Origin of the sequence: Aequorivita soesokkakensis, from assembly GCF_001641085.1 — a bacterium.
Taxonomy (GTDB): domain Bacteria; phylum Bacteroidota; class Bacteroidia; order Flavobacteriales; family Flavobacteriaceae; genus Aequorivita; species Aequorivita soesokkakensis.
This window is the reverse complement of sequence record NZ_LXIE01000045.1, coordinates 137,857-161,815: the sequence shown is the minus strand read 5'-3', so window position 1 is coordinate 161,815 and position 23,959 is coordinate 137,857. Positions and strand designations below refer to the sequence as shown.

23 protein-coding genes are annotated in these 23,959 nt (G+C 38.3%); 7 read left to right on the top strand and 16 right to left on the bottom strand.

From position 1 onward, the window contains the following. Window positions 1-110 precede the first annotated feature (110 nt). Together A7A78_RS12705 and A7A78_RS12700 are read right to left on the bottom strand one after the other, a co-directional pair. Window positions 111-1,088 (bottom strand): bacteriophage abortive infection AbiH family protein, encoded by a 978-nt coding sequence (locus A7A78_RS12705; RefSeq protein WP_068762830.1) that lies wholly within the window; start codon window positions 1,086-1,088, stop codon window positions 111-113. 78 nt (window positions 1,089-1,166) lie between these two features. After that, complete coding sequence (locus tag A7A78_RS12700; protein WP_068762829.1) at window positions 1,167-1,523, bottom strand: hypothetical protein; 357 nt, start codon at window positions 1,521-1,523, stop codon at window positions 1,167-1,169. Window positions 1,524-1,741: 218 nt separating this feature from the next. Between A7A78_RS12700 and A7A78_RS12690 the strand changes: the two genes are divergently transcribed. Continuing rightward, a complete protein-coding gene (locus tag A7A78_RS12690) occupies window positions 1,742-2,305 on the top strand; it encodes a CvpA family protein (RefSeq protein WP_068762845.1) in 564 nt (187 codons plus the stop codon). Between the two features lie 11 nt (window positions 2,306-2,316). Here the strand turns inward: A7A78_RS12690 and A7A78_RS12685 are convergent, their stop codons facing one another. The 12 genes from A7A78_RS12685 to A7A78_RS12630 form a co-directional block, all read right to left on the bottom strand. Further along, the gene (locus tag A7A78_RS12685; RefSeq protein ID WP_068762827.1) at window positions 2,317-4,167 is read right to left on the bottom strand and encodes a SulP family inorganic anion transporter; all 1,851 of its coding nucleotides are present in this window, start codon (window positions 4,165-4,167) and stop codon (window positions 2,317-2,319) included. A 12-nt stretch (window positions 4,168-4,179) separates the two neighbouring features. Next, window positions 4,180-4,812: a carbonic anhydrase family protein gene (locus A7A78_RS12680; RefSeq protein WP_068762826.1), complete on the bottom strand. Its 633-nt coding sequence runs from the start codon at window positions 4,810-4,812 to the stop codon at window positions 4,180-4,182. A gap of 130 nt (window positions 4,813-4,942) precedes the next feature. Beyond that, the gene (locus A7A78_RS12675; protein WP_131811149.1) at window positions 4,943-5,236 is read right to left on the bottom strand and encodes a hypothetical protein; all 294 of its coding nucleotides are present in this window, start codon (window positions 5,234-5,236) and stop codon (window positions 4,943-4,945) included. A gap of 68 nt (window positions 5,237-5,304) precedes the next feature. Further along, on the bottom strand, window positions 5,305-6,054 hold the full coding sequence (locus tag A7A78_RS12670) for a tetratricopeptide repeat protein (RefSeq protein WP_068762824.1): 750 nt from the start codon (window positions 6,052-6,054) through the stop codon (window positions 5,305-5,307). An 11-nt stretch (window positions 6,055-6,065) separates the two neighbouring features. Beyond that, a complete protein-coding gene (locus tag A7A78_RS12665) occupies window positions 6,066-7,838 on the bottom strand; it encodes a BatD family protein (RefSeq protein WP_068762823.1) in 1,773 nt (590 codons plus the stop codon). Between the two features lie 3 nt (window positions 7,839-7,841). After that, entirely contained in the window at window positions 7,842-8,585 is a 744-nt protein-coding gene (locus tag A7A78_RS12660) for a tetratricopeptide repeat protein (protein ID WP_242649277.1), read from the bottom strand. A gap of 127 nt (window positions 8,586-8,712) precedes the next feature. Then, entirely contained in the window at window positions 8,713-9,756 is a 1,044-nt protein-coding gene (locus tag A7A78_RS12655) for a VWA domain-containing protein (RefSeq protein ID WP_068762821.1), read from the bottom strand. A gap of 2 nt (window positions 9,757-9,758) precedes the next feature. Next, entirely contained in the window at window positions 9,759-10,763 is a 1,005-nt protein-coding gene (locus tag A7A78_RS12650; protein ID WP_068762844.1) for a vWA domain-containing protein, read from the bottom strand. Further along, window positions 10,753-12,426, bottom strand: coding sequence for a cytochrome c-type biogenesis protein (locus A7A78_RS12645; RefSeq protein WP_068762820.1), 1,674 nt, complete (start codon window positions 12,424-12,426; stop codon window positions 10,753-10,755). The genes A7A78_RS12650 and A7A78_RS12645 overlap by 11 nt, the downstream gene beginning before the upstream one ends. Before the next feature lie 42 nt (window positions 12,427-12,468). Then, on the bottom strand, window positions 12,469-13,332 hold the full coding sequence (locus A7A78_RS12640) for a DUF58 domain-containing protein (RefSeq protein WP_068762819.1): 864 nt from the start codon (window positions 13,330-13,332) through the stop codon (window positions 12,469-12,471). Between the two features lie 82 nt (window positions 13,333-13,414). After that, a complete protein-coding gene (locus A7A78_RS12635; protein WP_068762818.1) occupies window positions 13,415-14,419 on the bottom strand; it encodes an AAA family ATPase in 1,005 nt (334 codons plus the stop codon). Between the two features lie 150 nt (window positions 14,420-14,569). Next, complete coding sequence (locus A7A78_RS12630; protein WP_068762817.1) at window positions 14,570-15,355, bottom strand: DUF4382 domain-containing protein; 786 nt, start codon at window positions 15,353-15,355, stop codon at window positions 14,570-14,572. A 143-nt stretch (window positions 15,356-15,498) separates the two neighbouring features. On the opposite strand from A7A78_RS12630, the gene A7A78_RS12625 reads away from it, so the two are divergent. The 6 genes from A7A78_RS12625 (at window position 15,499) to A7A78_RS12600 (ending at window position 21,606) form a co-directional block, all read left to right on the top strand. Continuing rightward, window positions 15,499-16,254 (top strand): SDR family NAD(P)-dependent oxidoreductase, encoded by a 756-nt coding sequence (locus A7A78_RS12625; protein ID WP_068762816.1) that lies wholly within the window; start codon window positions 15,499-15,501, stop codon window positions 16,252-16,254. A gap of 95 nt (window positions 16,255-16,349) precedes the next feature. Next, window positions 16,350-17,486 (top strand): ATP-binding protein, encoded by a 1,137-nt coding sequence (locus A7A78_RS12620; protein WP_068762815.1) that lies wholly within the window; start codon window positions 16,350-16,352, stop codon window positions 17,484-17,486. Between the two features lie 56 nt (window positions 17,487-17,542). Next, window positions 17,543-18,679, top strand: a complete 1,137-nt coding sequence (locus A7A78_RS12615) for an SPFH domain-containing protein (protein ID WP_068762814.1) — start codon at window positions 17,543-17,545, stop codon at window positions 18,677-18,679. A gap of 50 nt (window positions 18,680-18,729) precedes the next feature. Further along, window positions 18,730-19,821 carry a TFIIB-type zinc ribbon-containing protein gene (locus A7A78_RS12610; RefSeq protein WP_068762813.1) on the top strand — a complete coding sequence of 364 codons (1,092 nt, stop codon included), beginning with the start codon at window positions 18,730-18,732 and terminating at the stop codon, window positions 19,819-19,821. Window positions 19,822-19,826: 5 nt separating this feature from the next. Then, window positions 19,827-20,552, top strand: coding sequence for a metallophosphoesterase family protein (locus A7A78_RS12605; protein ID WP_094746145.1), 726 nt, complete (start codon window positions 19,827-19,829; stop codon window positions 20,550-20,552). Between the two features lie 64 nt (window positions 20,553-20,616). Continuing rightward, window positions 20,617-21,606 carry an acyl-ACP desaturase gene (locus tag A7A78_RS12600; protein ID WP_068762811.1) on the top strand — a complete coding sequence of 330 codons (990 nt, stop codon included), beginning with the start codon at window positions 20,617-20,619 and terminating at the stop codon, window positions 21,604-21,606. A gap of 146 nt (window positions 21,607-21,752) precedes the next feature. Here the strand turns inward: A7A78_RS12600 and amaB are convergent, their stop codons facing one another. Beyond that, complete coding sequence (gene amaB, locus A7A78_RS12595) at window positions 21,753-23,306, bottom strand: L-piperidine-6-carboxylate dehydrogenase (protein WP_068762843.1); 1,554 nt, start codon at window positions 23,304-23,306, stop codon at window positions 21,753-21,755. A 98-nt stretch (window positions 23,307-23,404) separates the two neighbouring features. Beyond that, entirely contained in the window at window positions 23,405-23,941 is a 537-nt protein-coding gene (locus tag A7A78_RS12590) for a 3-hydroxyanthranilate 3,4-dioxygenase (RefSeq protein ID WP_068762810.1), read from the bottom strand. Window positions 23,942-23,959 lie beyond the last annotated feature (18 nt).

Sequence of the window (23,959 nt, the reverse complement as noted above, 5' to 3'; positions counted from 1 at the left end):
GGCTTGAACTTCAGCTATGTGTTTTTTTATTGTTTCTATCATTTTAATTCTTTTTTGCCAGGAAAAGACTAATAATTTTTTAAAATCTTAAGCAACTGTTCTTTTATTAATTAAATCTCTTTAAATATTGGAGAATCAAGCACGACAAAAACATTATTTCCGAACTTTTCTTTTTCTTCATCTGTTAGCTTTGTTTTTTTCAAAAAATATTGGCGTATTTTTCTTTCAGTCCTATTATTTTTATAACCGTTTCTTGCTGATATTACTTCTTCTCCTTTTGAAAAAATAATTATAGGAATCTCATTAATAAGTTTTTGTCCTATTTGTTCCCACCACATATTATCTGTATCTCCGATAGAAGACCCAAAAATGCATATTAGATTGGCTTGCTTAATTTTTGTTGTAAATAAATCGTCTATTGTGTGTCTATAAGCTTTATTACACTTTTCTTTTACAATTGCTTCAAGTATATCTACATTATTATGGAATTCTTTATTTTTTAGTTGTGATATATCGTTAATACCCAAAACCATTCTCTTATCTACATATCCGTGAATATGCTCTACTCCTTTTAAAATTACTGAAGCGGTTCCATTAGGATGATGACCTATTTCAACATTTCTTTTTTCACCAATAATTTTTTCAATTGTTCTCGTATAATTGAATGTGAAGATTTCAATATTCCAAGTACTGCTAAGAAATTTATTCTTGTAAGCATTTAAAATATTCCTGTCAGCGGTTGGTAAATACTCTTCAACCCTAACCAGGTCTTTGAAAAATTTCTCGCGATTTATTTTTTTTGGATCAAATTTATCCTCTTCTTTTTTTAAATATTCCGCAAGGTGCTCACCGATATCGTCAAAAACCTCATCGAATTCTTTCACAGTTTTTAATTCTTGTGTATACTGCCCAAGTGAAAATTCTAGATCTGACCAATTTTTATAATTAATAGATATCTCTTTCTTTAATTTGTTTACATTTTCGTTTGTTGATTCTATCAATTTATAATAATTATAAAAGTCTGTATAGCTTGTTTTTATGTCAAGACTTAAATCGAATCCGTTCCCTAATATGTAAAGTATCTTCAAATTAATTTTTTTAATATTTAAAAAAGGTTTTTATAATCTAAAAAATATAAAATAATTTTCTGCATAGACTTATAAAAATTAAACAATAACTTCCTTCTCCAAAAAATACTGCACAATAGCTTCCTTCATCAAAACGCTTTGTTCACCAGCTTTTAGTGGCGGCAATTGTTCCAAAACGTGGTAATGTGGCCAGCCTTCTTCGTCAACGTAATCAAATGTATAATATCCGTAAGGTTCCAAAACACGGCAGATGGCAATGTGCATCAGGTTTAGCTTTTCGTCTTTTTTAAACTTTCGGTGCAATTGGCCCAATTCCTGAATTCCTATTAAATAAATGATGGCATCCAAATCTAAAGTCTGTCCATCGGCAAAACGGTCGCCCAGCATTTTTACTACTGCTTCCCATCGTTCTTTTAATTGTTCGTCGCGCGCCATTTTATGGATTTAGTTTTTGCAAATATATGGGTTTATAAATTTAAAATTGTGTTGCTTAATAGGCAAACGTGATGGGTTTAAATTCCAAAAAACAAATTCCAAATCCCAAAAAAATATCAAAATCAAATCACAAATCTCAAGTAAGAATTCAGAACTTGCAACTTGGAAGCTGAAACTTGAAACTTATAAATTGGTATATTTATGAAAAATTTGGAATTATGAATACCATCGACATTGTTATAGGCATCATTTTCATCATCGCTTTTTTTGTAGGCTTTAGCAAAGGGTTGTTGCGCTCGCTCGCTTCTTTAATTGGAATTGTGGTTGGCGTTTATTGCGCGATGTTTTTTTCTGGCTATGTAAGGGTTTATTTGGAAAATTGGTTTAATTGGAGCGCAGATACTACACAAGTGGCGGCGTTTGTAATCACCTTTTTACTGATAATGCTTTTGTTCAGTCTCTTGGGAAGGCTTTTAACGAAGGTGGCCGATTTTGCGATGCTTGGCATTTTCAACAAATTGTTTGGTGGAATTTTTAATGTGCTGAAATTCGCCTTTTTGATAAGTGTGGTTTTTATGTTTGTAAATGCTTCTGAAAATTACAGGATACTTACTGAGGAACAACGGGAGGCTTCAGTTTTATATGGCCCGGTTGCAATGATTGCGCCTGCAATTCTTCCCGCAATTATGAAGGAAGTTGATGAATATAATGATACCGATGAAGAGATTTTAGACGAAAAAAGCCCCGCGGAAACGGAGCTTAATTCTGAAAATAATGATTGAAAAAGAATAAGTTATACTACGTTTTCTACATTTCCTTTTATGTATTTCAAAGCCGAGTTAAAATCATTGAAAATTAATTCTTTCGGCACTAAATCGGGAATAATATCAATCTTTTCCATCATAACACGCGGTTGCGCCTGAAGGTCTTCAAAAATAGGTTTGATTCCTTTTTTTGAAATATTCATCAACACTTCTTCCATGGCATAAAGTCCGGATTGGTCTATATATGGCGTTTTTCCCATCCGTATTATTACGTGGGTCGCTGTATCGGGAATTTGATTTGCCAATTGTTGAAAATCTGATGTGTACCCAAAAAACAATGGACCTTCCAAACGTTTTATGAAGACTTCCTCTTTTAATTTTTCTGGAAAGTTCATCTCGTCGCTCCACGCCATTGAAAGTTCATCGGCAATTTTTAAGGGAACAACCTTGGATTGGTCCGCGGTGAGATCCCCAATTTTCTTCATAAAAATGATAGCTGCCAAAACCAAGCCTATTCCAACCGCATAAACCAAGTTCCAAAACACTGAAAGAAGTAAAACCACAATCATAATGGTTACTTCGGCTTTCTGCATTTTTGGGATTGCTTTTAAGCCTTTATAATCCATTACGCCAATACCAACGGTTATCAAAATTCCCGCAAGAACAGCTGCTGGAATCTGAGATGCTACGGGCCCTAAAGCCAATAATATAACGAGCAACAATACTGCCGCGATCATCCCAGAAAGTCTGGTCGTTCCGCCAGATTTTATATTTACAACCGTGCGAATAGTTGCACCGGCACCTGGAATTCCGCCAAAAATTGCGGCAACACTGTTTCCAATTCCTTGCCCCATCAGTTCTCGGTTTGGGTTGTGTTTTGTTTTTGTCATATTGTCTGCAACCACGGAAGTCAAAAGTGAGTCAATACTTCCCAAGAACGCCAAGGTTAATGCGGTAAACACATAGGGTGAAATTTGTCCGAATTGAAACTGGCTGAACATATCCAAATTCGGAATAGGGAAACCACCCGGAATCTGGTCAATAGGCTGATAGTTCAATTTCAGAAGATACGCTCCAACCGAAACCAAAAGCAATGCTACCAACGTACTGGGCACTTTTGTAGTTATTCTTTTGAAACCGTAAATAATAAAAATGGTCAGCGAAGCCAAAATAAATTCCAGCCAATTTATAGATGAAATTGCCCGGGGAAGCGCTTTTATGGCTCCAGCCACCCCAGAGTTTTCAGCTTTTGCGAGAATTTTCGCTTCCCGAAGAATTTCTTCCTCTGAAATTTGTTCAGAACGGGTTATGGTTTCCTTGAAATCTTCAAGAACCAGAATTCCTTCCCCGGCTTCGTCTTGCAGAATTTTGCTCATCATTACTTCTTCAGCCTTTGGCTTGAAAGTCTCAATGAAAGCCGTGTCTTCTTCGGTATAATAACCCAAAACAGGCAACAACTGAGTGATTAAAATGATAACGCCAATTGCCGTCATAAACCCTGAAACCACGGGATATGGAATGTATTTTATATACTTTCCCACACCTGTTATTCCCAATAATATCTGCATCAAACCTGCCATTAAAAAAACAAGTAGAATGTAAGGAAGGGCTTGCTCAACATCGCCGTTATTGGCCGCAATAATTCCTGCTATTAAAACCATGGAAACAGCCGTCATAGGTGCTGTTGGGCCAGAAATTTGGGTATTGGTTCCTCCAAATAGCGAAGCAAAAAACCCAATAAAAATAGCGCCATACAATCCGGCATCAGGCCCAAGGCCCGATTGCACCCCGAAAGCCAGTGCCAATGGAAGGGCAACAATCCCGGCGGTAATTCCCCCGAAAAGATTGCCCCTAAAATTTGAAAATATATTTTTTGTCATGTTTAAGTGATTTTATTCGTGAAAAAAGGTTACTTCACCGTTGTTAATATCATACATTCCGCCATAAATCTGTATTTCATCATTATCTTCCATTTCCTTTAAAATAGGGCTTTTGGAACGGATATTGGCAATGGCCATATGGACATTTGTTTCAGAAACAGCATCTACAAATTCACTATTAGCAGAATTTCGCAGACTTTCATCTCTAGGTTCTTCCACAGCTTTTACGGCAGGTTTAATTTTGCTTATCATTGTGGTCAGGTTGCCCATTTTTGCATCATCGCAAGCTCCTTTTATTGCGCCACAAGCTGTGTGGCCCAAAACCAAAACAATTTTTGAACCCGCCAATTTGCAGGCAAATTCCAAGCTTCCTAAAATGTCCTCGTTTATAAAATTGCCCGCAATGCGCACGCTAAAAATATCGCCAAGACCTTGATCAAAAATAAGTTCGGCGGAAACCCTGCTATCTATGCAGCTTAAAATAGTTGCGAACGGAAATTGCCCATCACTGGTATCGTTTACTTGTTCCAAAAGGTTACGGTTTGCCTTTAAGTTGTTTTGAAATCGAATATTGCCTTCTTTTAAATATTGAAGGGCTTTTTCAGGCGTCATAGTTGCCTGTGTTTCTAAGGTATGTGCTTTCATAATATGAAAATATTTTTAAGTAAGTTATATGAATTATATCCAAAGCCAATAAAATTGGCACATCATTTCCCAATGACCAATGCCATGGAGATGTGTTTGGAAAAATGGTTAAATATGTTTTTTGAGAAAACTATTCCACACGCGGAGGCGGTGAAACAACGTCTATAAAGACTTTGGAATATTTGTCAATTTGAAAACCGTCTTTGTTTTTCTGTTTTTTCAGAAATGCTAAGCTTTCATAATTGGATTGAATTTTTTCAAAAACGAAAACAAAATTAGGCTTGGGCATTTTGTTCGAGTTTTCCTCCTCGTTCATTGAAAAAAAAGTAGAAACATCGGCTTGATTGCCAGAAATACTAATAATAGCAGGAGTTACAAGAAAACTTGTAAAAACTATCAACAATAAAATACTGGTAAATTTCAAGTGTTTTTTTTTAAGAATCACAAAAATAACAGAATTTGCTTAATTTCCTGTTAACTAAATATTAATTCCTAAAGTTGTTTTAAATCTGTGGCGGGTATCCAACCATCTTTTCCGTCTGCTAAAGTAATGCGGAACCAATTGCCGTCTTGCGCAGAAATTTGCACTTTGGTTCCTTCGTGAAGCGTAAACGCGATGTCGCTGCCCATAGTGGGTGCCGTTTTTACCTCAATTTCACTTGCAAAAATAATGGCAGGTTGGTTTTTGGTGAAATCGCCATAGGTTAAAAATGCCATTGTAAGCGAAGTAATCAATAAAATTCCGGCAAACATAGCGCTGACGAAAAGCAACCGTTTTCTTCTCTCTGAAAAAGCGAAGTAGTAAAAAAGAAATAATGCTACAAAAAATACTGAAAAAGCAACTGCTACAACCGCCCACCCTTCAAAAGTAAAAATGCTGGAAATGCTATTATACCACTTTGAAAAAACAGTTTTTGGCAAAGGCTCAATGGAATCAATCCGTGCGTTTTCCGCAAAGGCGAGATTATTTTTTATATCGGAATCGTTAGGTGAAAGTTGCAAAGCTTTTTCGTAATAATAAATACTTGGCCCAATGTGGTTCAGCTTGTATTGCGCATTTCCCAAATTGAAATAAAGCTCGGCTGAATGTTCGCCTTTGTCTAAAATTTGCATCCAAGCATTTATGGCTTGTTGGTATTTTCCATTTTTGTAAAGCTCTTTTCCTTGGTCAAAAAGCTTTTCGCTTTGCCCAATACTTGAGAAAGAAATTAGTAAAATCAATATGTACAGCAGCTTTTTCATCTTCTTCAATTTTACTGTATTTGTTTGTCAATGGTTGAAATAATTTCTGCGGCTTTGTTGTAATCCTGTTGCACCGAAGCTGTGGAAGTTGAGGCATAGCGTGCATATTCGCAACTTTTCAGCAAGCCGATGAAATTTTCAACCACGGGGGTTTCAACTTTTCGCTCCAATAAAAGCTTTGAAATATGGCTTTTTTCCATTTCCGAAGTTTCAATATTCAGCTTTGCTTTCAAATAATTGTGAAGCGCGCGTTCCAAAGATTCATAAAATGCAATTGGGTTTTGAATATTTCGTTTTGCTTCCGAAAGGTATTTTTTGGCAAGCTTGTTTGCGCGGCGCAATTTGTTTCCTTCCACATCATTTAAACGCTCTTTGCGTTTTTTCCCAGCGAGAATAAATAACGGAATCAACAAAAATGGCCCGCCCAAAAGCGACCAGAACAATCCAGATTTGAAAAAAGATTCCTGTGCTATGGGTTGTAAATTGGCGTCTAATTTTATGTATTTAAAATTGTCTTTTGAAAGAACCACCTGTTTTTTGGCATCGTTGGAATTGGCATTTGGATTTGCCGAACTGATTGGTCCGTTTTCAACCTCAATCGTGAACTCTTTTGAAGTAAGGGTTTTATATTTTTCAGTATTCGGGTCGAAAAAAGAAAAGGTGATTGGGTTTACGGGATACGTACCTTTAAATTGTGGCACAACAGTATATGAATCTGTAATGGAACCCTGCATTCCAGCAATTGTTGTGTTTACGCTTTCGTTGTGTTCGGGCTCATAAACTTCAAGTGTATTCGGAAGTTTCACGGTGGGTGCAGTAAAGAGTTTCAGATTTCCTTTTCCTGAAATCTTTATGTCCAATTGTAAAGATTCATTTGCGTTTAGCGAAGTTTTATTTGTAGCTACATCAAAAGTGAAATCGCCCACCGCGCCGTTAAAACCGTCCGGTTTTCCTTCCAACGGAAGTGGTTTCACATCAATTGTTCTATTTCCCGCAGAAATGGTTCTATTTACACGTTCCATCAAACGGCGACCAAAAATATCGCGGCGATTGCCTTGAACGTCAATAGGAATATCGAGCGTTAATGGTTCAATATCTAGTTTTCCGGTTTTCTGTGGATAAAGAACCGTAGTCCGCAACACAACGTAACGGTAATCTTGTCCGTTGTACTTTCCTTCGTAAACCTTAAAATTGTTTTGATTGTCAATATTTTGGCTCCAAAAATCGGCGTATTTTGGAGTATCAATCTCTCGCCATTGACTTTGAATACTAACGTCGTGCGAAACATATAATTTGTATGTAACCGTAATCGCTTCGTTCAAATACGGATTGGCATTTGAAACTTCCGCGACCAAATGTACATTTTCACTGGCCACATAATCTGCATTGTTGCCATCTTTTGGAACTTCAACGGCAGCGGTAACATCCACTTCAATGGGAAGGGTTTTATAGGTTTCGCCTTGTATCTCGATGGTGGCTTGGCCAATAGTTACTCTTCCCCGTTTTTGTGGCGACAAAAAATAGGAATAGGTTTTTGAAAAACTCCGCTTTCCGTTAATATAAGCATTGCTGATGGACTGGTTGGGCCCGCCCACAACGCGGAAACCCTCAAATGTTGGCGGTCTAAAATTGTCGCCATCTTGATTCATTTCAAAATCAATTCGCAAACGCTCGTTTATACCCAGCGTTTTCTTGCTCACTTTGGCATCAAATTGAACCTGTGCCGTAGCAGCGATACTGCACAACACAAACCCTAAAAGGAATAAAAAATTTTTCGTCTTCATAACCTACCAATCTTTATCCGTTCTTACTTTTGCACCTTTTTGCTTTTCAGCATTTATTTTATCCTGCGTCTTTTTCTCTTCATTGTTCATCGCTTCCAAAAGACTTTTCACCTGCTGTGGCGATAATTGCCCGGGTACGGGCTGTTGCTGCTGAGGTTTATCTCCCTCTCCTTCTTTTGGTTTGTCCGGCTGCTTTTCGTCTTTGTCTTTATCGCCTTCTTTTTTATCCTCTTTTTGGTCGCCTTTATCCTTATCGTCTTTCTGATCGCCTTTATCGCCTTGGTCTTTTTTGTCCTGCTGGTCTTGTTGATCCTTTTTATCCTGATCTTTTTTGTCCTTATCCTTATCGTCTTTATCCTGTGGCGGCGGCGGATTTTTGTCAAGCATATCTTTTGCCAAAGCTAAATTATAGCGGGTTTCATCATCATTTGGATTGTTCCGAAGTGCATTTTTATATGCTTCCACAGCTTCGGTGTATTTTTTTTCGTTCATAAAAGTATTTCCCAAATTGTGAAATGCTTTGTGTTTTTCTGCTTTATCCGTTGCGGTTTGGGCAGCTTGTTTAAAGCGAAGCATCGCCTCCGCATTTTTTTCTTTTCCGTAGTAAGCGGTTCCCAAATTGTATTTTGCAACCTCGCTTTTTGGATTTAGCGAAATGGCTTTGCGGTAATCGGCTTCCGCGGGGGCAAATTCATTTTTCTGAAGTGATTGCTGGGCTTCGCTCAAATAATTTTGTGCGGCCTTCATTTCTTTTTTTTGTTCTTTGGCTAATTGTTGCGCAAATGAATTCAATGAAAAAGTAAGTGTGCAAAGAACCATTGAAATTCTCAGCAGCGTTTTTTTCTGAAAAAATGTTTTAGCTCCAAACATCATTTTATCCTTTTTCCTTTTCGTTAAATAAATTCAATTTTTTCAGCCAGGCTGTTTTTCGTTCCAAAAAGAACACATCCAAAACCAGCAAAAACAATGCCCCAGCCAAAAACCATTGAAATTGGTCTTTAAAATCGGTAAATTGTTTCGACTCAAATTCTTTTTTGTCCATTCCGTTTAAAATGGCAGTCACTTTTTCAATCACCGCTTTTGTGTTTGAGCCGTCAATATACTGACCTTTAGTGGTTTCAGCAATTTGTTTTAGAGTTTCTTCGCCCAAACGCGTGATAACCTGTTCGTTATTTTGGTCGCGTTTGTAATATTGCAGCACGCCGTTTTCCTTTATAGGAATTGGGCCACCTTCCAAAGTCCCCACGCCAATTGTAAAAATACGGATTCCCTTTTTTGCGGCTTCCTCAGCAATATCAGCAATGTTGCCTTCGTGGTCTTCCCCGTCTGAAATAATGAAAAGCACCCTGTTGGTCTGCCCTTCATCATCATAAAAAGTTTCTGCCATTTGTATGGCTTCGGTAATTGCGGTTCCCTGTGAAGAAACCATATCGGTATTCATTCCGCTTAAAAATAATTTTGCGGAAGAAAAATCTGTTGTTATTGGCACTTGCGGAAAAGCACTGCCCGCATAACCAATGATGCCAATTCTATCGCCAGTTAGGCTGTTTATTATTTGGGTAATTAACTGCTTCGATTTTTCCAAACGGTTTGGCGCAATATCTTCCGCCAGCATACTTTTTGAAACATCCAAAGCAAAAACAATATCTACACCTTCCCTTTTTACGTTTTCTATTTTAGTTCCGATTTTTGGGTTTACCAATGCAAAACTTAAACAGGCAATAGCCAAACAAAGCACGAATACTTTTAAAACAGCTTTAAAAAGCGAACGATTTGGACTAAGTTTTTTTAGCAATTCTTTGTCAACAAACCTATTTTGAGTTCTTTTTTTCCAAACTAAAAGCAATAGAAAAACCACCACTATCACCGGAATGGCGAAGAGAATATAGAAATATATGGGTTGCTCTAATTGGAACATTTTTATAAAAATCCTTTAAATATGGTGATTCGCAATAAAAATTCAAATGCAATTAAAACTAAAGCGAAAATGGCCCACGGACGAAACATTTCGTTATAGTTTGTGTATTTGAATTCTTCAATGTCTGTTTTTTCCAGTTTGTTTATTTCTTCGTAAATCTGCTCCAGTTTGGTAGTACTCGTTGCCCGGAAATATTGTCCGCCGGTTTTTGCGGCAATTTCTTTCAGCAGGGCTTCGTCAATTTCCACTTGTACGTTTCCATATTGAAAACCGCCGTCGGGACGAATTCCAATTGGAGACATAGCCATTCCATTGCTTCCAATTCCTATAGTGTAAACCTTAATGCCGAATTCTACGGCAAGTTCGCTCGCTATTTTTGGGTCGATAAAACCTGAATTGTTCACACCGTCCGTAAGCAAAATAATCACTTTGCTTTTTGCACGACTTTCCTTTAAACGGTTCACGGCGGTTGCAAGACCGGAACCAATTGCAGTTCCGCCTTCAATGGTTGTGTTATAGGTTATATTTTTTAGCGAAGAAAGCACGATTGTTTTATCACTTGTTAACGGCGTGCGGGTATAGCTTTCACCAGCATATTCCACCAAACCAATCCTGTCATTCGGGCGACCATTAATAAATCTTGCCGCCACCGTCTTCAATGCTTCCAAACGGTTTGGTTTTAAATCGCGCGCAAGCATACTTGCCGAAACGTCTATTGCCATCACGATATCAATCCCGCGGGTTGTTTTTGTTTTTGTGGATTCGTCAACGGTTCTTGGGCGAGCCATTGCAATAATAATTGCCGAAAGAGCCAAAAGGCGAAGCACAAAAAGCAATGATTTTAATCGTGCCAACCAATTTCTGCCAGATTTAAAACCGCTCACACTCGAAATTTTTAGGGAAGCCGTTTGCTGTTTCCGTTTCCATAAATACCATAGCACGAGCACTGGAAGTATAAGGAACAACCAGAAAGACTGCGGATTTACAAATTCGAAATTACTGCCCATTTTTTTCTGAAATTTCAAGCTCTATGGAAGCTTCAATTCGTTTTTTTATTTCTTCGGCGTATTTGCCATCGTTTTGATAGACTATCAAAACTTCCTGCAAACCATTTTCCTGTGCGAAAAGCAACAGTTCATAGGTGCTTTTCTCTTTCAGCACTTTATTATCTGAAACCTGCACATTAAATTCTCCGTAGGCTTTCAAACCTTTTATTCCTTTTTCGGTTTCAAAATCATCGCGTTTTACAATCATATTTTTGGCGCCGCTCTGTTCCAAATCGTCTAAAACTGCATCCAGTGCCGTTTCCAATGCAATGTCCTGTTTTTGAGTAAACTGCGTAGTAGAAACCAAAATATATAACGGGGAATTCATCTCTCCAAAAGTGAAAAAATCTTTACCCATTACCGCGCTTTTATCGGCATTGGTTACGGGAGCTTCCGCTCTTAAAAGCACTTCGGGCGTTTCCAAAATTACTGCCGGATTTCCGTATTCACTTTTTATCCATCTGCCTTCTGCAAGCTCGCGCATATCATTGCCGAACAGATTATACCATAAATTATCAAAACCTTGCGTAAAACCATTTACCAAAATCACCATTGCAGCTACCGAAATTGCTACACCGATAGTCTTTTTAATTTTGGCGCGTTTCTGTTTCTTTTTTAATTTTTCTTTATAAGCTTCATCTTCCAACAACTCTTCCTCAGTAGGTTCCGGAACTGCTTCGTGGGTTTCGTTGATGATTTCCTCAATGGTTTTTCTGTCAACTTCCGCTTGACCGGCCTGTTGGTTCATTTTTGCAAACTTCACCAAATCTGCACGTTTAAAAATTGAATCCAACTTTCGAATTGTTTCCAAATCGAAATCAAAACTTCCCGCGTCTTTGTGCATCATCAAACGAGTGATAAGCTCGTCACTGGTGCTTTCCAAAGCAGCTTCATCAACCTCACGATCTAAATAGCGCTTTACAATCTCAGTTAAACTGCTGTAATATTCTTTGCTTTTGTTTTCTTTTAAAAGCTGGCTATTATCCAATGTTTTTAATGCAACGATTGCTTCCTCGTAAGGCGGTAGTTGCTTTTGGGCAGCGTCTTTTCGTTGTTTTCTTCGGAAGAGATAAATGGCGAGCCCAATAATTAAAAGAATCGGCACCAACCAATACAGTAGCGACAACCAATCAAATGGCGGACTTTTAACTTCCACCGCTGGTTTTATGTCGAACATTTTCTGCTTTGTGGTATCAACAATTACATCGTTAACTTCCACTTTTATGGAATCTGTTAAAAACGGTTTGTTGTTTATCAAAATTCGCTGTTGCGGAATGGTGTAGTGGCCACTATCAAACTGCGTTAGACCGTATTTTTTGATGAGGCGATATTTTGCACCTTCAAAAGTGGTGTCCGTTTTATAGGATTCAATCATTTCCAAAGGCGTAAAAGTTTGCTCTTCGGGAAAAACAACAACATCGGTAGAATCTGCGTTTACGTTAATTGTGTAGAGAATTTCCTCGCCAATCCTGATTTTTGTGGAATCGATTGTAGAATTTACTTGTGAAAAGGAGGTAAAAGAAAAAAGAGAAAAGAATAAAGAAAAAAGAGCGATGCGGGTAGACCTACAAGGTTTGTGAAACCTTGCAGGAAATTCAATCAATATTATATTTTTTTTCAACATTTTTTTTCGTCAAAAGTTCCCCCTTCCGGGGTTAGGGGGCTTTTACCTTCTCTTAAAATAACCCAACAATTTTTTCACATAACTTTCGTCTACTCTACAACTTAAAGCACCTGCGCCACTTTTTGTAAATGATTCGGTAAAATAATCCACCCGTTCGCGATGATAGCTATAGTATTGATTGCGAACACTTTTAGAGCCCGTGTTTACCAAAAGTAATTCTCCAGTTTCCTGGTCTTGCATTTCAACCATTCCGAGGTTTGGAATGGTTTCTTCAGCTTTATCATAAATACGAATTCCTGTAACGTCGTGTTTTCTGGCTGCAATCTTCAAAGTATCTCGGTAATTGTCTGCAATAAAATCTGAAAGCACAAAAACGATGGCTTTCTTTTTCATCACATTGCTCAAAAATTTCAGCGCGTTCGCAATATCCGTTTTTTTGCTTTTTGGTTCGAATTCAATCAATTCACGAATAATTCGAAGTACGTGTGATTTTCCTTTTTTCGGGGGAATGTAAAGTTCAATTTCATCTGAAAAAAGAATCAAGCCCGTTTTGTCGTTATTCTGCATCGCTGAAAAAGCAAGCGTTGCAGCAATTTCTGTAATGATTTCATTTTTGAACTGTTCCTGCGTTCCGAAAAATTCGGAACCGCTAATATCAACCATCAACATCAGCGTTAGCTCACGCTCTTCTTCAAAAACTTTAATAAAAGGTTCGTTATAACGGGCGGTAACGTTCCAATCTATATTACGAACGTCGTCGCCAAACTGGTATTGACGCACTTCGCTGAACGTCATCCCGCGACCTTTGAAAGTACTATGATACTCGCCACCAAACACATGATCGCTCAAGCGTCGCGTTTTGATCTCGATTTTACGTACTTTTTTAAGAAGTTCTTTAGTATCCACTGTAGTAGTTTCAGGTTTAAGGTTTCAAGTTTCAGGTTCAAGTTTTTTTACTTGGAACCTTCAACTTGCAACTTTGAACTTTTTAAGGTACTTCAATTACATTCACAATCTTGTTGATGATGTCTTCGGAAGTGATGTTTTCGGCCTCCGCTTCGTAAGTGATGCCGATACGGTGACGAAGAACATCGTGCACTACGGCGCGAACGTCTTCGGGCACTACATAACCGCGACGGCGGATGAAGGCGTAACATTTAGCGGCAATGGCAAGGTTGATACTTCCACGGGGCGAAGCACCAAAATTGATAAGTGGCTTTATGTCTGCAAGCCCAAAATTCTCTGGAGTTCTTGTAGCGAAGATGATATCGAGAATGTATTTCTCAATTTTTTCATCCATATAAACTTCACGAACTGCTGCTTGTGCTCTAATTATTTGATCAACGGTTGCAACTGGATTTACTTGGTCATATTCCCCTTTAAGATTTTGGCGAATAATAAGTTGTTCCTCTGCAATTTGTGGATATTTTATTACCGTTTTCAACATAAAACGGTCCATTTGTGCTTCGGGCAACGGGTAGGTTCCTTCTTGCTCAATTGGGTTTTGGGTGGCCATTACTAAAAACGGCTTGTCTAATTTAAAAGTGGTTTCACCAATGGTAACCTGCTTTTCCTGCATCGCCTCCAAAAGTGCGGATTGTACTTTTGCGGGAGCACGGTTAATCTCGTCCGCAAGCACGAAATTTGCAAAGATGGGTCCCTTTTTTATACTGAAGTCATTCAACTTCATATTGTAAATAAGCGTTCCCACAACATCTGCAGGAAGCAAATCTGGTGTAAACTGTATACGGCTAAAAGTTCCATGAACCGCTTTCGAAAGCGTATTGATGGCAAGCGTTTTTGCAAGACCCGGAACACCTTCCAATAGAATGTGTCCTTGACCTAAAAGCCCGATCAAAAGCCGTTCCACCATATGTTTTTGGCCTACAATAACTTTGTTCATTTCCATTGAAAGAACATCTACAAAGGCACTTTCTCTTTCAATTTTTTCATTTAAAGCACCAATGTCAAAGGCAGTTTCTGTATTTTCCATAATATATTTAGATTCAATATTAAAGCCTTTTTAAAAAGACGGTGCAAATTGAAAATTTATTGACTAAAAGCCTGTTAACAATTGGTTAAATTAAAAAAGAGGAAAACTTAAAGTTTTTCCTCTTTTTTAAAATATTTGTTTTTATGGTTTTTAAGGCTCTAAATCAATTTGGCCCATATTCGTAATTTCACCTTGAACAACAATTACGTTGTCAATTACAACAGGTGGAATGCCCAAAGCAATATCTGCTTGAATAGTAATTGTATAAGTTCCATCTGGAACACCGCTTACTAAAAATTCGCCAGCAGGGTTTGCGTAGGTTGAAATTTGTGTAGTTCCATTCTCAGCTGTAATCATAGTAATGATTCCAGGAGGAATAATGGTTCCTGAAATGGCACCACTTTCAGCTGCGGTTGTTGCTCTAATAACGGGTTTAAGGCTATAGCCTCCATTTCCTTGAGCAACGATCGATTTATCTACATCAAAATCGAGCATAAATTCATATAAAATTCCAGGCTCTAAGGTCTCATTTACTTGAATTTTTAATCCAGATTGTTGTGCACTAGGAGTGTCTAGTGGCAATGTTTGGCCATCTACAACGATTGTGTTTTGATCCCCAAGAACTAGGCGTATCTGGCTAATATTTCCAGCGGGAACTTCATCGTTGAACAATAGAACATTGACGCCAGCGGTTAATTCCAATAGATCATAAATACCGGCGTTAATGCCTAAAGTAACATCATCTTGGCCGCCATTATATTTTATTACTACTTCTTGAACATCAATAAACACAGCGTCATAATCGCCGGGAGCGTCTGTCAGCCTTATAGCCAATTTTGCATTTCCTTCATTATTATTGGAATCATCGTCACTACTACAGGACGAAAATCCAATAACCAATAATGTAATTAAACTTAATTTTAAAAGGGATTTCATATGTATGGTTTTAGAATTAGTGCAACAAACATATTTTTCTTCAATTGAAACAAATATTTATTTAACATCAATTAACCATATAATTAACGGCAATTTAACCTGTTTAAATTCTTCAGAAATGGTATTTTTAAAAAAAGTTTAAAATGGAAAACAAAACAGCATTTATAACCGGAGCAACCTCTGGAATTGGGATGGCAACAGCGAAACTTTTCGCCAAAAATGGTGTGAAATTGATTCTTTGCGGAAGAAGGGAAGATCGATTGAAAAAACTTTCGGAAGAGCTTTCCGCGTTGACCGATATCCATACTTTGACTTTTGACATTCGGAATAGAGACGAAGTTTTTAAAGCAATACAATTACTTCCGAAGCACTTTTCAGAGATTGATATTTTAATAAATAATGCTGGTAACGCTCACGGAATGGACCCAATTGATGAAGGAAATATAGAAGATTGGGACGCAATGCTGGATATTAATGTGAAAGGATTGCTTTATGTTTCCAAAGCAATTATCCCAAAAATGATTGAACGGAAAAGTGGTCACATAATAAATATTGGAAGCACCGCTGGAAAAGAAGTCTATCCAAAAGGAAACGTTTATTGCGCTAGCAAACATGCTGTAGATGCCATAAATCAAGGAATGCGGATTGATTTGAATGGAAAGGGAATAAAAGTGGGCGCGATAAACCCAGGAATGGTGGAGACGGAATTCAGCGAAGTTCGTTTTAAAGGAGATTCCGAAAGAGCAGAAAAAGTGTATCAAGGGTTTACACCATTAAAAGCAGATGATATTGCTGATATAATTTGGTTTTCGATAACGAGGCCACCACATGTAAATATTGCAGATTTGACTGTTATGTGTTTGGATCAGGCTAGCAGTACTATCGTAAATAAAAATTAAATGTCTCCCCGAGCGCAGTCGAGGGGTTTCTTAATAGTTACAATTTATTTTTTTTAAAATAGGTCTGGACTGCGCTCGACCAGACATTGAACTAAATGATCAACAAACGTCTTTTAATCAAAAATTTACTCGCCCACAACGACGAGAGCAGTTTTTATGATAAAAAGCGAAAAATTGATTTGGGTACCAAAGAAGGAAAAGCGAAATTTCTGAAACATATTTGTGCGCTCAGCAATAGCAATCCTGCAAATAATTCTTTTATCGTTATTGGCGTTGAAGATGAAACCAACGAAATAACGGGCGTTGATTTTTTTGACGACAGCAAAATCCAAAATCTTGTAAACGCATATCTCACGAATGCGCCGTTGATTATTTATGAAAACGTTGCTTTCCCAAACTTACCCTCGGATAAAGTTGTGGGGCTGGTAACCATTCGTCCCAATGGCAAAATCACTTCGCTTCGCAAAAACATTTGGAAATATTGGGGCGGTTCTATTTTTCTTCGAGATGGCAGTATTTCGATGCCGAAGGATTTTGATATTGAGATAAAAGACGTGAATTCCGAAATCGTGAAATCCATAGAAAACGCCGCCAAAAACAATATAGAGCTCACGCTGGACGGGGTAATGGATTTTACCAACAATCGCCACAAAGATTTGGAAAGCCACTACAAAGTTTTTAAGGAACAGTTTGTGGTTTGTTGGGCAGGAAACCCCAAAAGGGTAAAGGAAAATTTATATTATTCACGAGTCGATATTGAATTGATAAACGAACAGGTTCGACTTTTTTATTCGGCTTTGGACGAAATAAGCATTACTTATAATGATGATTATTTTAAAACCGTAGAGTATGTTCATTTGGGATTGAATGAACAATTTAAATATTATCCGTTGGAGGAAGTGACGATTCATTTCAAAGAAAATGGCTCTTACAGTATGGATTCAAAACTTATTTTTGAAGCACCCAAATTCAACAAAAAAACGCTTTTTCATATTTATAATTCAAACAATGCAGTTTTGGAAAAGCTGAAAAAGAATATTCCGCTGAACGCTTCCGAAGAAAAAGATTTGCACAGTCTTCCTTCCACATATCTTATTTGCTATTTGAATGATTTTGAAGAAGCAAAGGAAAAATTGCAGGAAGCGAAGGAATTTTTGAGAGATTATGACGCTGAAGCCTACCAACTTTCAAAAGAATCGCTGCGTATTTTGAGGAAGGTGAGTTATAATTAACCTTGATTTAAACCTATTTTTATATCTTTAAACTTCAATTTAAAACCAATGAAATTATGGGCATTTTCGACACAATAAAAGAAAAACTAAGCAACGAATTTATAGACATTATAGAATGGCTGGATTACACACCAGACACCATTTGCCACCGATTTGAACGCTACCAAAATGAAATAAAAAACAACGCAAAACTCATCGTTCGTGAAGGGCAGACTGCGGTTCTTATTAATGAAGGCCAATTGGCAGACGTTTTTAAACCCGGAACTTATACTTTGAACACCCAAAACATGCCGATTTTAACTACTCTGAAAGGCTGGAAATACGGTTTCAACAGTCCCTTTAAAGCTGAGGTTTATTTTGTGAACACACATCTTTTTACAGATGAAAAGTGGGGAACAAAAAACCCGATAACGTTGAGTGATGATCGCTTTGGTTTGGTTGAAATTCGTGCTTTTGGAAGTTATGCTTACAGGATTAACGATGCCGGAAAATTCATAATTGACATTGTTGGAACGGACAATAATTTCACCAATTTCGAAATCAACGAACATTTAAAAAGTCTGATTGCCACTCGATTTACTGACACCGTTGGCGAAGCGGAATTACCTATAGAATTATATGCTGCAAACACCACAGAGCTTTCTGAAACTTGCAAAGATGTGATGCAGCCAGAGTTCAATAGCGTGGGAATTTCCTTGGAGAAATTCTTTATTGAAAACGTTTCCATGCCCGAAGATCTTAAAAAGGAAATCTTCGAATACAGCCGAATTGACAAGTTGGATCTTGACAAACTTACCAAATTCAAAACTGCAAAAGCTATTGAAGCTGCCGCGGCCAATGAGGGTGGAACAGCTGGAGCCGGAATGGGCATGGGCATGGGTTTCGTACTCGCGCAACAAATGGGCGGCATGATGAACCCACAAATGGGCCAACAGCAAATGCAACAACAGCCACAGGGCGGAATGATGCCGCCGCCAATGCCTGCCGCAGTCCAATATTTTTACGCTGCCAATGGCACACAGGCCGGTCCGGTGAGTTTTGAGCAATTGCAATCTTTATTCGCAAGCAGAACGGTGAACAAAGACACTTTAGTTTGGAAAGCCGGTTTGGCAGAATGGACACCACTTCAGCAAATTGAGGAATTGAAATCATTTTTGGGTGGAAATACCCCGCCGCCACTTCCACCGCAATAATTGATTTTGAAACAATTCTGAAATACTAATTCCTTTGGAAGAGAAACTTCATGGAAGAAATTTCACAAAAAAAATCTGAACTCAAAAAATCCTGTGTCAATTGTGGTGCAGAACTTACTTATGCGCCGGGAACAACTGAGCTGAAATGCGATTATTGCGGCCATACCGAAACGATTGCTCCTTCCGAAAATGGTTTTGAGGAATTGGAATTGAAACCCTATCTCGAAAAAATGGGCTCGCAAAAACATAGCGAGGAAATCACGATGCTCCACTGTAAAAATTGCGGTGCCAACCAACACATTGAAGAAAATTACAAATCGCTTTCCTGTATTTATTGCGGCTCGCCCTTGATCATTGAAGATGCCTATAAAGAAGAATGGATACTTCCCGGTGCGGTTTTACCCTTTCAAATTGATCAAAAAAAAGCATTTCAGATTTTTAAAAAATGGGTTGACGGACTTTGGTTTGCGCCGAACAATCTAAAAAAAGCAGCCATCGATCCCGAAAAGACGCGAGGACTTTATGCGCCATATTGGACGTTTGACGCCCAACTTTATGCAGATTATATAGGGCAGCGTGGCGAATATTATTACGTAACCAAAACGGTGGGCAGCGGGAAAAATAAAAGAACCGTACAAGAAAGAAGAACGCACTGGTATCCTGCCTCGGGAAGTGTTTCGGGATTTGTGGACGACACTTTAATTAAAGCTTCCAATCAAAAAACGGGAATAATTCCACAAAATGTGGCACGATGGAATTTAAAAATGCTAAAACCTTTTGACAGCGGATATTTATCTGGATTTGTTACCGAAAAATACACCATTCCACTTTTGGATGGACATAACGAAAGCAATAAAGTTGCCGAAAGTATTGCAGATAGCTGGGCGCGAAGGGATATTGGCGGTGACACCCAGCAAGTTTCGTCAATAAATATGAAGCTTTCTGATGAAACTTTTAAACATATTTTGTTGCCAGTTTATATAAGCACTTATAAATTTAAAGGAAAACGCTACAACTTTTTCGTGAATGGGCAGAGCGGAACAATTTCTGGGCAAAGACCGTATTCGTTTTGGAAAATATTCTTTTTCGTACTTGCAATTATTTGTGTAATTGTAGTGATTTATTTATTTTCTTCAAAATGAGGACAGTGAGGACAGTTGTAATTGGTGATATTCACGGAGGTTTTAGAGCTTTGAAGCAGTTACTTGAAAGTGCAAACCTTTCCAAAGACACTCAATATATTTTTGTAGGCGATTATGTGGATGGTTGGAGCGAATCTGCTGAAGTGGTTTCATATTTAATTGATTTTTCAAAAAAAAATGATTGCATCTTCATCCGCGGAAATCACGATGAATTGCTTTATAAATTTTTGAAATTCGGGGAAAAGAACCCGATGTGGCTCAGTCAGGGCGGGGAGAGTAGCGTGGAAAGCTATTCGAAAATTTCCGAAGAGGAAAAGAAAAAGCATCTTCAATTTTTTGAAAATTTGGTGAATTTTCACGTAGATTCCGAAAACAGACTTTTCGTTCATGCGGGTTTTACCAATCAGCATGGGCCGCAAAGTGAGTATTACCCAAACTTGGTCTATTGGGACCGAACCCTTTGGGAAATGGTCTGCGCGATGGATTCCTCCATTTCCAAAGAAGACGATAAATACCCAAAACGGCTGAAACTTTTTAAAGAAATTTATATCGGCCACACACCTGTAACCCGTGTTGGGTTTGACAAACCCGCAAATTTCGCCAATGTTTGGAATGTAGATACGGGCGCGGCTTTCAAAGGAAAAATTTCGATGCTCGATGTAGATTCGAAGGAAATTTGGCAGAGCGAGCCTGTTTTCAAATTGTATCCTGACGAAAAAGGCAGGAATTAGTATTTCTTTATTACAAATTAAGCCCCACACTTTATATCTTTGTAGTTACCTCTAAAATAATACAATGGCACTCAAAAATATCCGGCTTGAAGTAATGCAGACTGTTGAAAAGAAAATCGACAGTTATATTGACCAATATTTAATCCCTGTTGATGAAATTTGGCAACCCACGGATCTTTTGCCAAATTTTCAAAAAGAAAATTATATGGATGAAGTGACCCAACTTCGTGAAGAAGCCAAAGAACTTGGTTACGATTTTTGGATTGTTTTGGTGGGCGATATGGTTACGGAAGAAGCGCTGCCAACCTACGAAAGTTGGTTGATGGATATGGAAGGAGTTGATCAACACGGCCGCAACGGTTGGAGCAAATGGATTCGCCATTGGACCGGAGAGGAAAATCGTCACGGTGATACTTTGAATAAATACCTTTATTTATCGGGAAGGGTAAATATGAAAGAAGTCGAAAAAACTACGCAACATTTAATAAACGATGGGTTTGAAGTTGGAACCGGTCGCGATCCCTACAGAAATTTTATTTACACCAGTTTTCAAGAACTTGCAACCAATGTATCGCACAATAGGGTTGGAAAAATAGCGAAGAAAAAAGGTAATAAAATGCTCGCGAGAATGTGCAACATTATTGCAGGTGATGAAATGCGCCACCACTTGGCCTATCGAGAATTTGTAAAAACCATTTTTGAATACGACGCCAGCGAAATGATGATTGCGTTTCAAGATATGATGCAGAAAAAAATCATTATGCCAGCACAAAATCTTCGCCAAAGCGGTGGAAAAATGGCTTCTGCTTTTGATGATTTCAGCAACGCGGCACAGCGTTTGGGTGTTTATACCACTTTTGATTACATAGACATTCTAGAAAAATTAAACGCACATTGGGAAATTTCAAAAATCAGCGGCTTGACTGACGAAGCTGAAAAAGCTCGCGATTACCTTCTTAAATTACCTTCAAGAATGACGAGAATTGCCGAACGCATTAAAATCCCGCAGGATGCCAACCATTTTAAATGGGTTGAGGCGAACGGGGTTGTATAAGCCCCCTAGCCCCCGAAGGGAGAAAAGCCCCTCCCGGCCTCCCCAAAGGGAAGGAGTTATAATCAAAAAAATCTCAAAAGTCTCTGAGACTTTTGAGGTTTTTTTCTTTTCACCAGAGTTCCCCCTTCGGGGGTCAGGGGGCTTTTTTACAAATCAAATTTAATTCCCTGCGCTAACGGCAATTCATCGCTATAATTAACGGTATTGGTCTGTCTTCTCATATATACTTTCCAAGCATCAGATCCAGACTCACGTCCGCCACCTGTTTCTTTTTCACCACCAAAAGCTCCACCAATTTCTGCTCCCGAAGTACCAATATTTACATTGGCAATACCGCAATCTGATCCTGCAAATGATAGGAATTTTTCAGCCTCTTTCATTTCATTAGTCATTATTGCAGATGATAAACCTTGTGCAACGCCGTTTTGCAAATCGATTGCATTTTCTACATCGCCGCTGTATTTCAGTAAATATAAAATAGGCGCAAATGTTTCGTGCTGTACAATTTCAAAACTATTTTCAGCTTCAATGATTGCTGGTTTTACGTAGCATCCACTTTCATAGCCTTCGCCTTCTAAAACACCCCCTTCAACGAGAACTTTTCCGCCTTCGGCTTTTGCTTTTTCAATTGCTTTTAAATAGGTATCAACAGAATCTTTATCGATTAATGGCCCAACGTGATTTTTTTCATCTAGCGGATTTCCGATAACAATTTGCTTATAAGCACCAACAATTGCATCCCTAACTTTATCGTAAACACTTTCGTGAATAATCAATCTTCGTGTTGAGGTACAACGTTGCCCGCAAGTTCCAACGGCACCAAATACTGCGCCCGGCACAACTACTTTTAAATCTGCTGTTGGTGTAATGATTATAGCGTTGTTTCCGCCTAATTCCAATAAAGATTTTCCAAAACGCTCAGCTACTTTAGCGCCAACAGTACGTCCCATTCTTGTAGAACCTGTTGCAGAAATTAATGGAATTCTGGTATCTGTCGTCATCATTTCGCCCACTTTATAATCACCGTTGATGATTGAGGAAATGCCTTCGGGAAGATTATTTTCTTTTAAAACGCCTGCAATTATATTTTGACATGCTACGGAGCACAATGGCGCTTTTTCACTTGCCTTCCACACACAAACATCTCCACAAACCCAAGCTAATGCTGTATTCCAAGCCCAAACTGCAACCGGAAAATTAAATGCTGAAATAATTCCCACAATTCCAAGAGAGTGCCATTGTTCGCGCATTACGTGACCCGGACGCTCAGAGGGTATTGTTTGACCGTTAAGTTGTCGGGATAAACCAACTGCGAAGTCACAGATATCAATCATTTCTTGAACTTCGCCGTAGCCTTCTTGCAAGGATTTACCCATTTCATAAGAAACCAGTTTCCCTAATGGTTGTTTTAATTCGCGAAGCTTATTTCCAAATTGGCGTACAATCTCTCCACGTTGTGGTGCTGGCATAGCTCTAAAAGATAAAAAGGCTTTTTGGGCAGAAACAATTACTTGCTCATATTCTTCTTTTGTAGTAGTGGTAACTTTACCGATTAATTCGCCATTTACAGGAGAATACGAAGCAATTTCTTCGCCACCCGGAAACCATTTGTTTCCAGTAGAAGTTCCGTGGTTTAAATCTTTAATTCCTAACTTTTCCAATGCTTCTTCAATACCGAAGCTAGTGGTTGTTGCTTGCATATATTTATAGTTTTTTATTTGAAAATTTATGAAGCGCAAAGGTACACAATGCGCTGAAGAAAGTAAAACGAAACGGTATCTGTTTGGGAAATACGCTGTTAATCTTGTGTGAAACGTGGGTCGGCTTCCATCACAGTTCCGCATTTGTTACAAGTTCGCAGTTCTTTGCTCCCGTAGAAATGTTTGAAGTGCTTTAGAAAATCGGTTTCAATATCGCTTAACGGGAAGTAAACTTCATATAATTTATTGTTGCAATTGTCGCAAAACCAAAGCAATCCATCTTTTCCTTCAAGATCGGTTCGTTTTCTTTCAATAACCAAACCTATGGAACCTTCACTTCTGCCTGGAGAATGAGGCACTTTTCCGGGATGAAGATACATATCGCCTGGACCAAGTTCCATCACTTTTTTCTCCCCATTTTCTTGGACTGCAACTTGAATATTTCCCTCAAGTTGATAAAAAAGCTCCTCGGTTTCGTTATAGTGATAATCCTTTCGGGCATTGGGACCAGCGACAATCATTACAATATAGTCGTCAGATTCAACATATAAATTCTTATTACCAACTGGTGGTTTTAGCAGGTCGCGGTTTTCTTCTACCCACTTATTTAAATTGAAAGGTTTTTTAATAGCCATTGCCGTATTTTTAACTGT

Coding starts and splice junctions, on each gene's coding strand:
- A7A78_RS12625 (WP_068762816.1), top strand. CDS start 15,499: ATGGAAAACAAAACAGCATTTATAACCGGAGCAACCTCTGGAATTGGG.
- A7A78_RS12590 (WP_068762810.1), bottom strand. CDS start 23,941: ATGGCTATTAAAAAACCTTTCAATTTAAATAAGTGGGTAGAAGAAAAC.
- A7A78_RS12615 (WP_068762814.1), top strand. CDS start 17,543: ATGGGCATTTTCGACACAATAAAAGAAAAACTAAGCAACGAATTTATA.
- A7A78_RS12685 (WP_068762827.1), bottom strand. CDS start 4,167: ATGACAAAAAATATATTTTCAAATTTTAGGGGCAATCTTTTCGGGGGA.
- A7A78_RS12630 (WP_068762817.1), bottom strand. CDS start 15,355: ATGAAATCCCTTTTAAAATTAAGTTTAATTACATTATTGGTTATTGGA.
- A7A78_RS12600 (WP_068762811.1), top strand. CDS start 20,617: ATGGCACTCAAAAATATCCGGCTTGAAGTAATGCAGACTGTTGAAAAG.
- A7A78_RS12635 (WP_068762818.1), bottom strand. CDS start 14,419: ATGGAAAATACAGAAACTGCCTTTGACATTGGTGCTTTAAATGAAAAA.
- A7A78_RS12610 (WP_068762813.1), top strand. CDS start 18,730: ATGGAAGAAATTTCACAAAAAAAATCTGAACTCAAAAAATCCTGTGTC.
- A7A78_RS12680 (WP_068762826.1), bottom strand. CDS start 4,812: ATGAAAGCACATACCTTAGAAACACAGGCAACTATGACGCCTGAAAAA.
- A7A78_RS12670 (WP_068762824.1), bottom strand. CDS start 6,054: ATGAAAAAGCTGCTGTACATATTGATTTTACTAATTTCTTTCTCAAGT.
- A7A78_RS12690 (WP_068762845.1), top strand. CDS start 1,742: ATGAATACCATCGACATTGTTATAGGCATCATTTTCATCATCGCTTTT.
- A7A78_RS12660 (WP_242649277.1), bottom strand. CDS start 8,585: ATGAAGGCCGCACAAAATTATTTGAGCGAAGCCCAGCAATCACTTCAG.
- A7A78_RS12650 (WP_068762844.1), bottom strand. CDS start 10,763: ATGGGCAGTAATTTCGAATTTGTAAATCCGCAGTCTTTCTGGTTGTTC.
- A7A78_RS12645 (WP_068762820.1), bottom strand. CDS start 12,426: ATGTTGAAAAAAAATATAATATTGATTGAATTTCCTGCAAGGTTTCAC.
- A7A78_RS12655 (WP_068762821.1), bottom strand. CDS start 9,756: ATGTTCCAATTAGAGCAACCCATATATTTCTATATTCTCTTCGCCATT.
- amaB (WP_068762843.1), bottom strand. CDS start 23,306: ATGCAAGCAACAACCACTAGCTTCGGTATTGAAGAAGCATTGGAAAAG.
- A7A78_RS12700 (WP_068762829.1), bottom strand. CDS start 1,523: ATGGCGCGCGACGAACAATTAAAAGAACGATGGGAAGCAGTAGTAAAA.
- A7A78_RS12665 (WP_068762823.1), bottom strand. CDS start 7,838: ATGAAGACGAAAAATTTTTTATTCCTTTTAGGGTTTGTGTTGTGCAGT.
- A7A78_RS12620 (WP_068762815.1), top strand. CDS start 16,350: ATGATCAACAAACGTCTTTTAATCAAAAATTTACTCGCCCACAACGAC.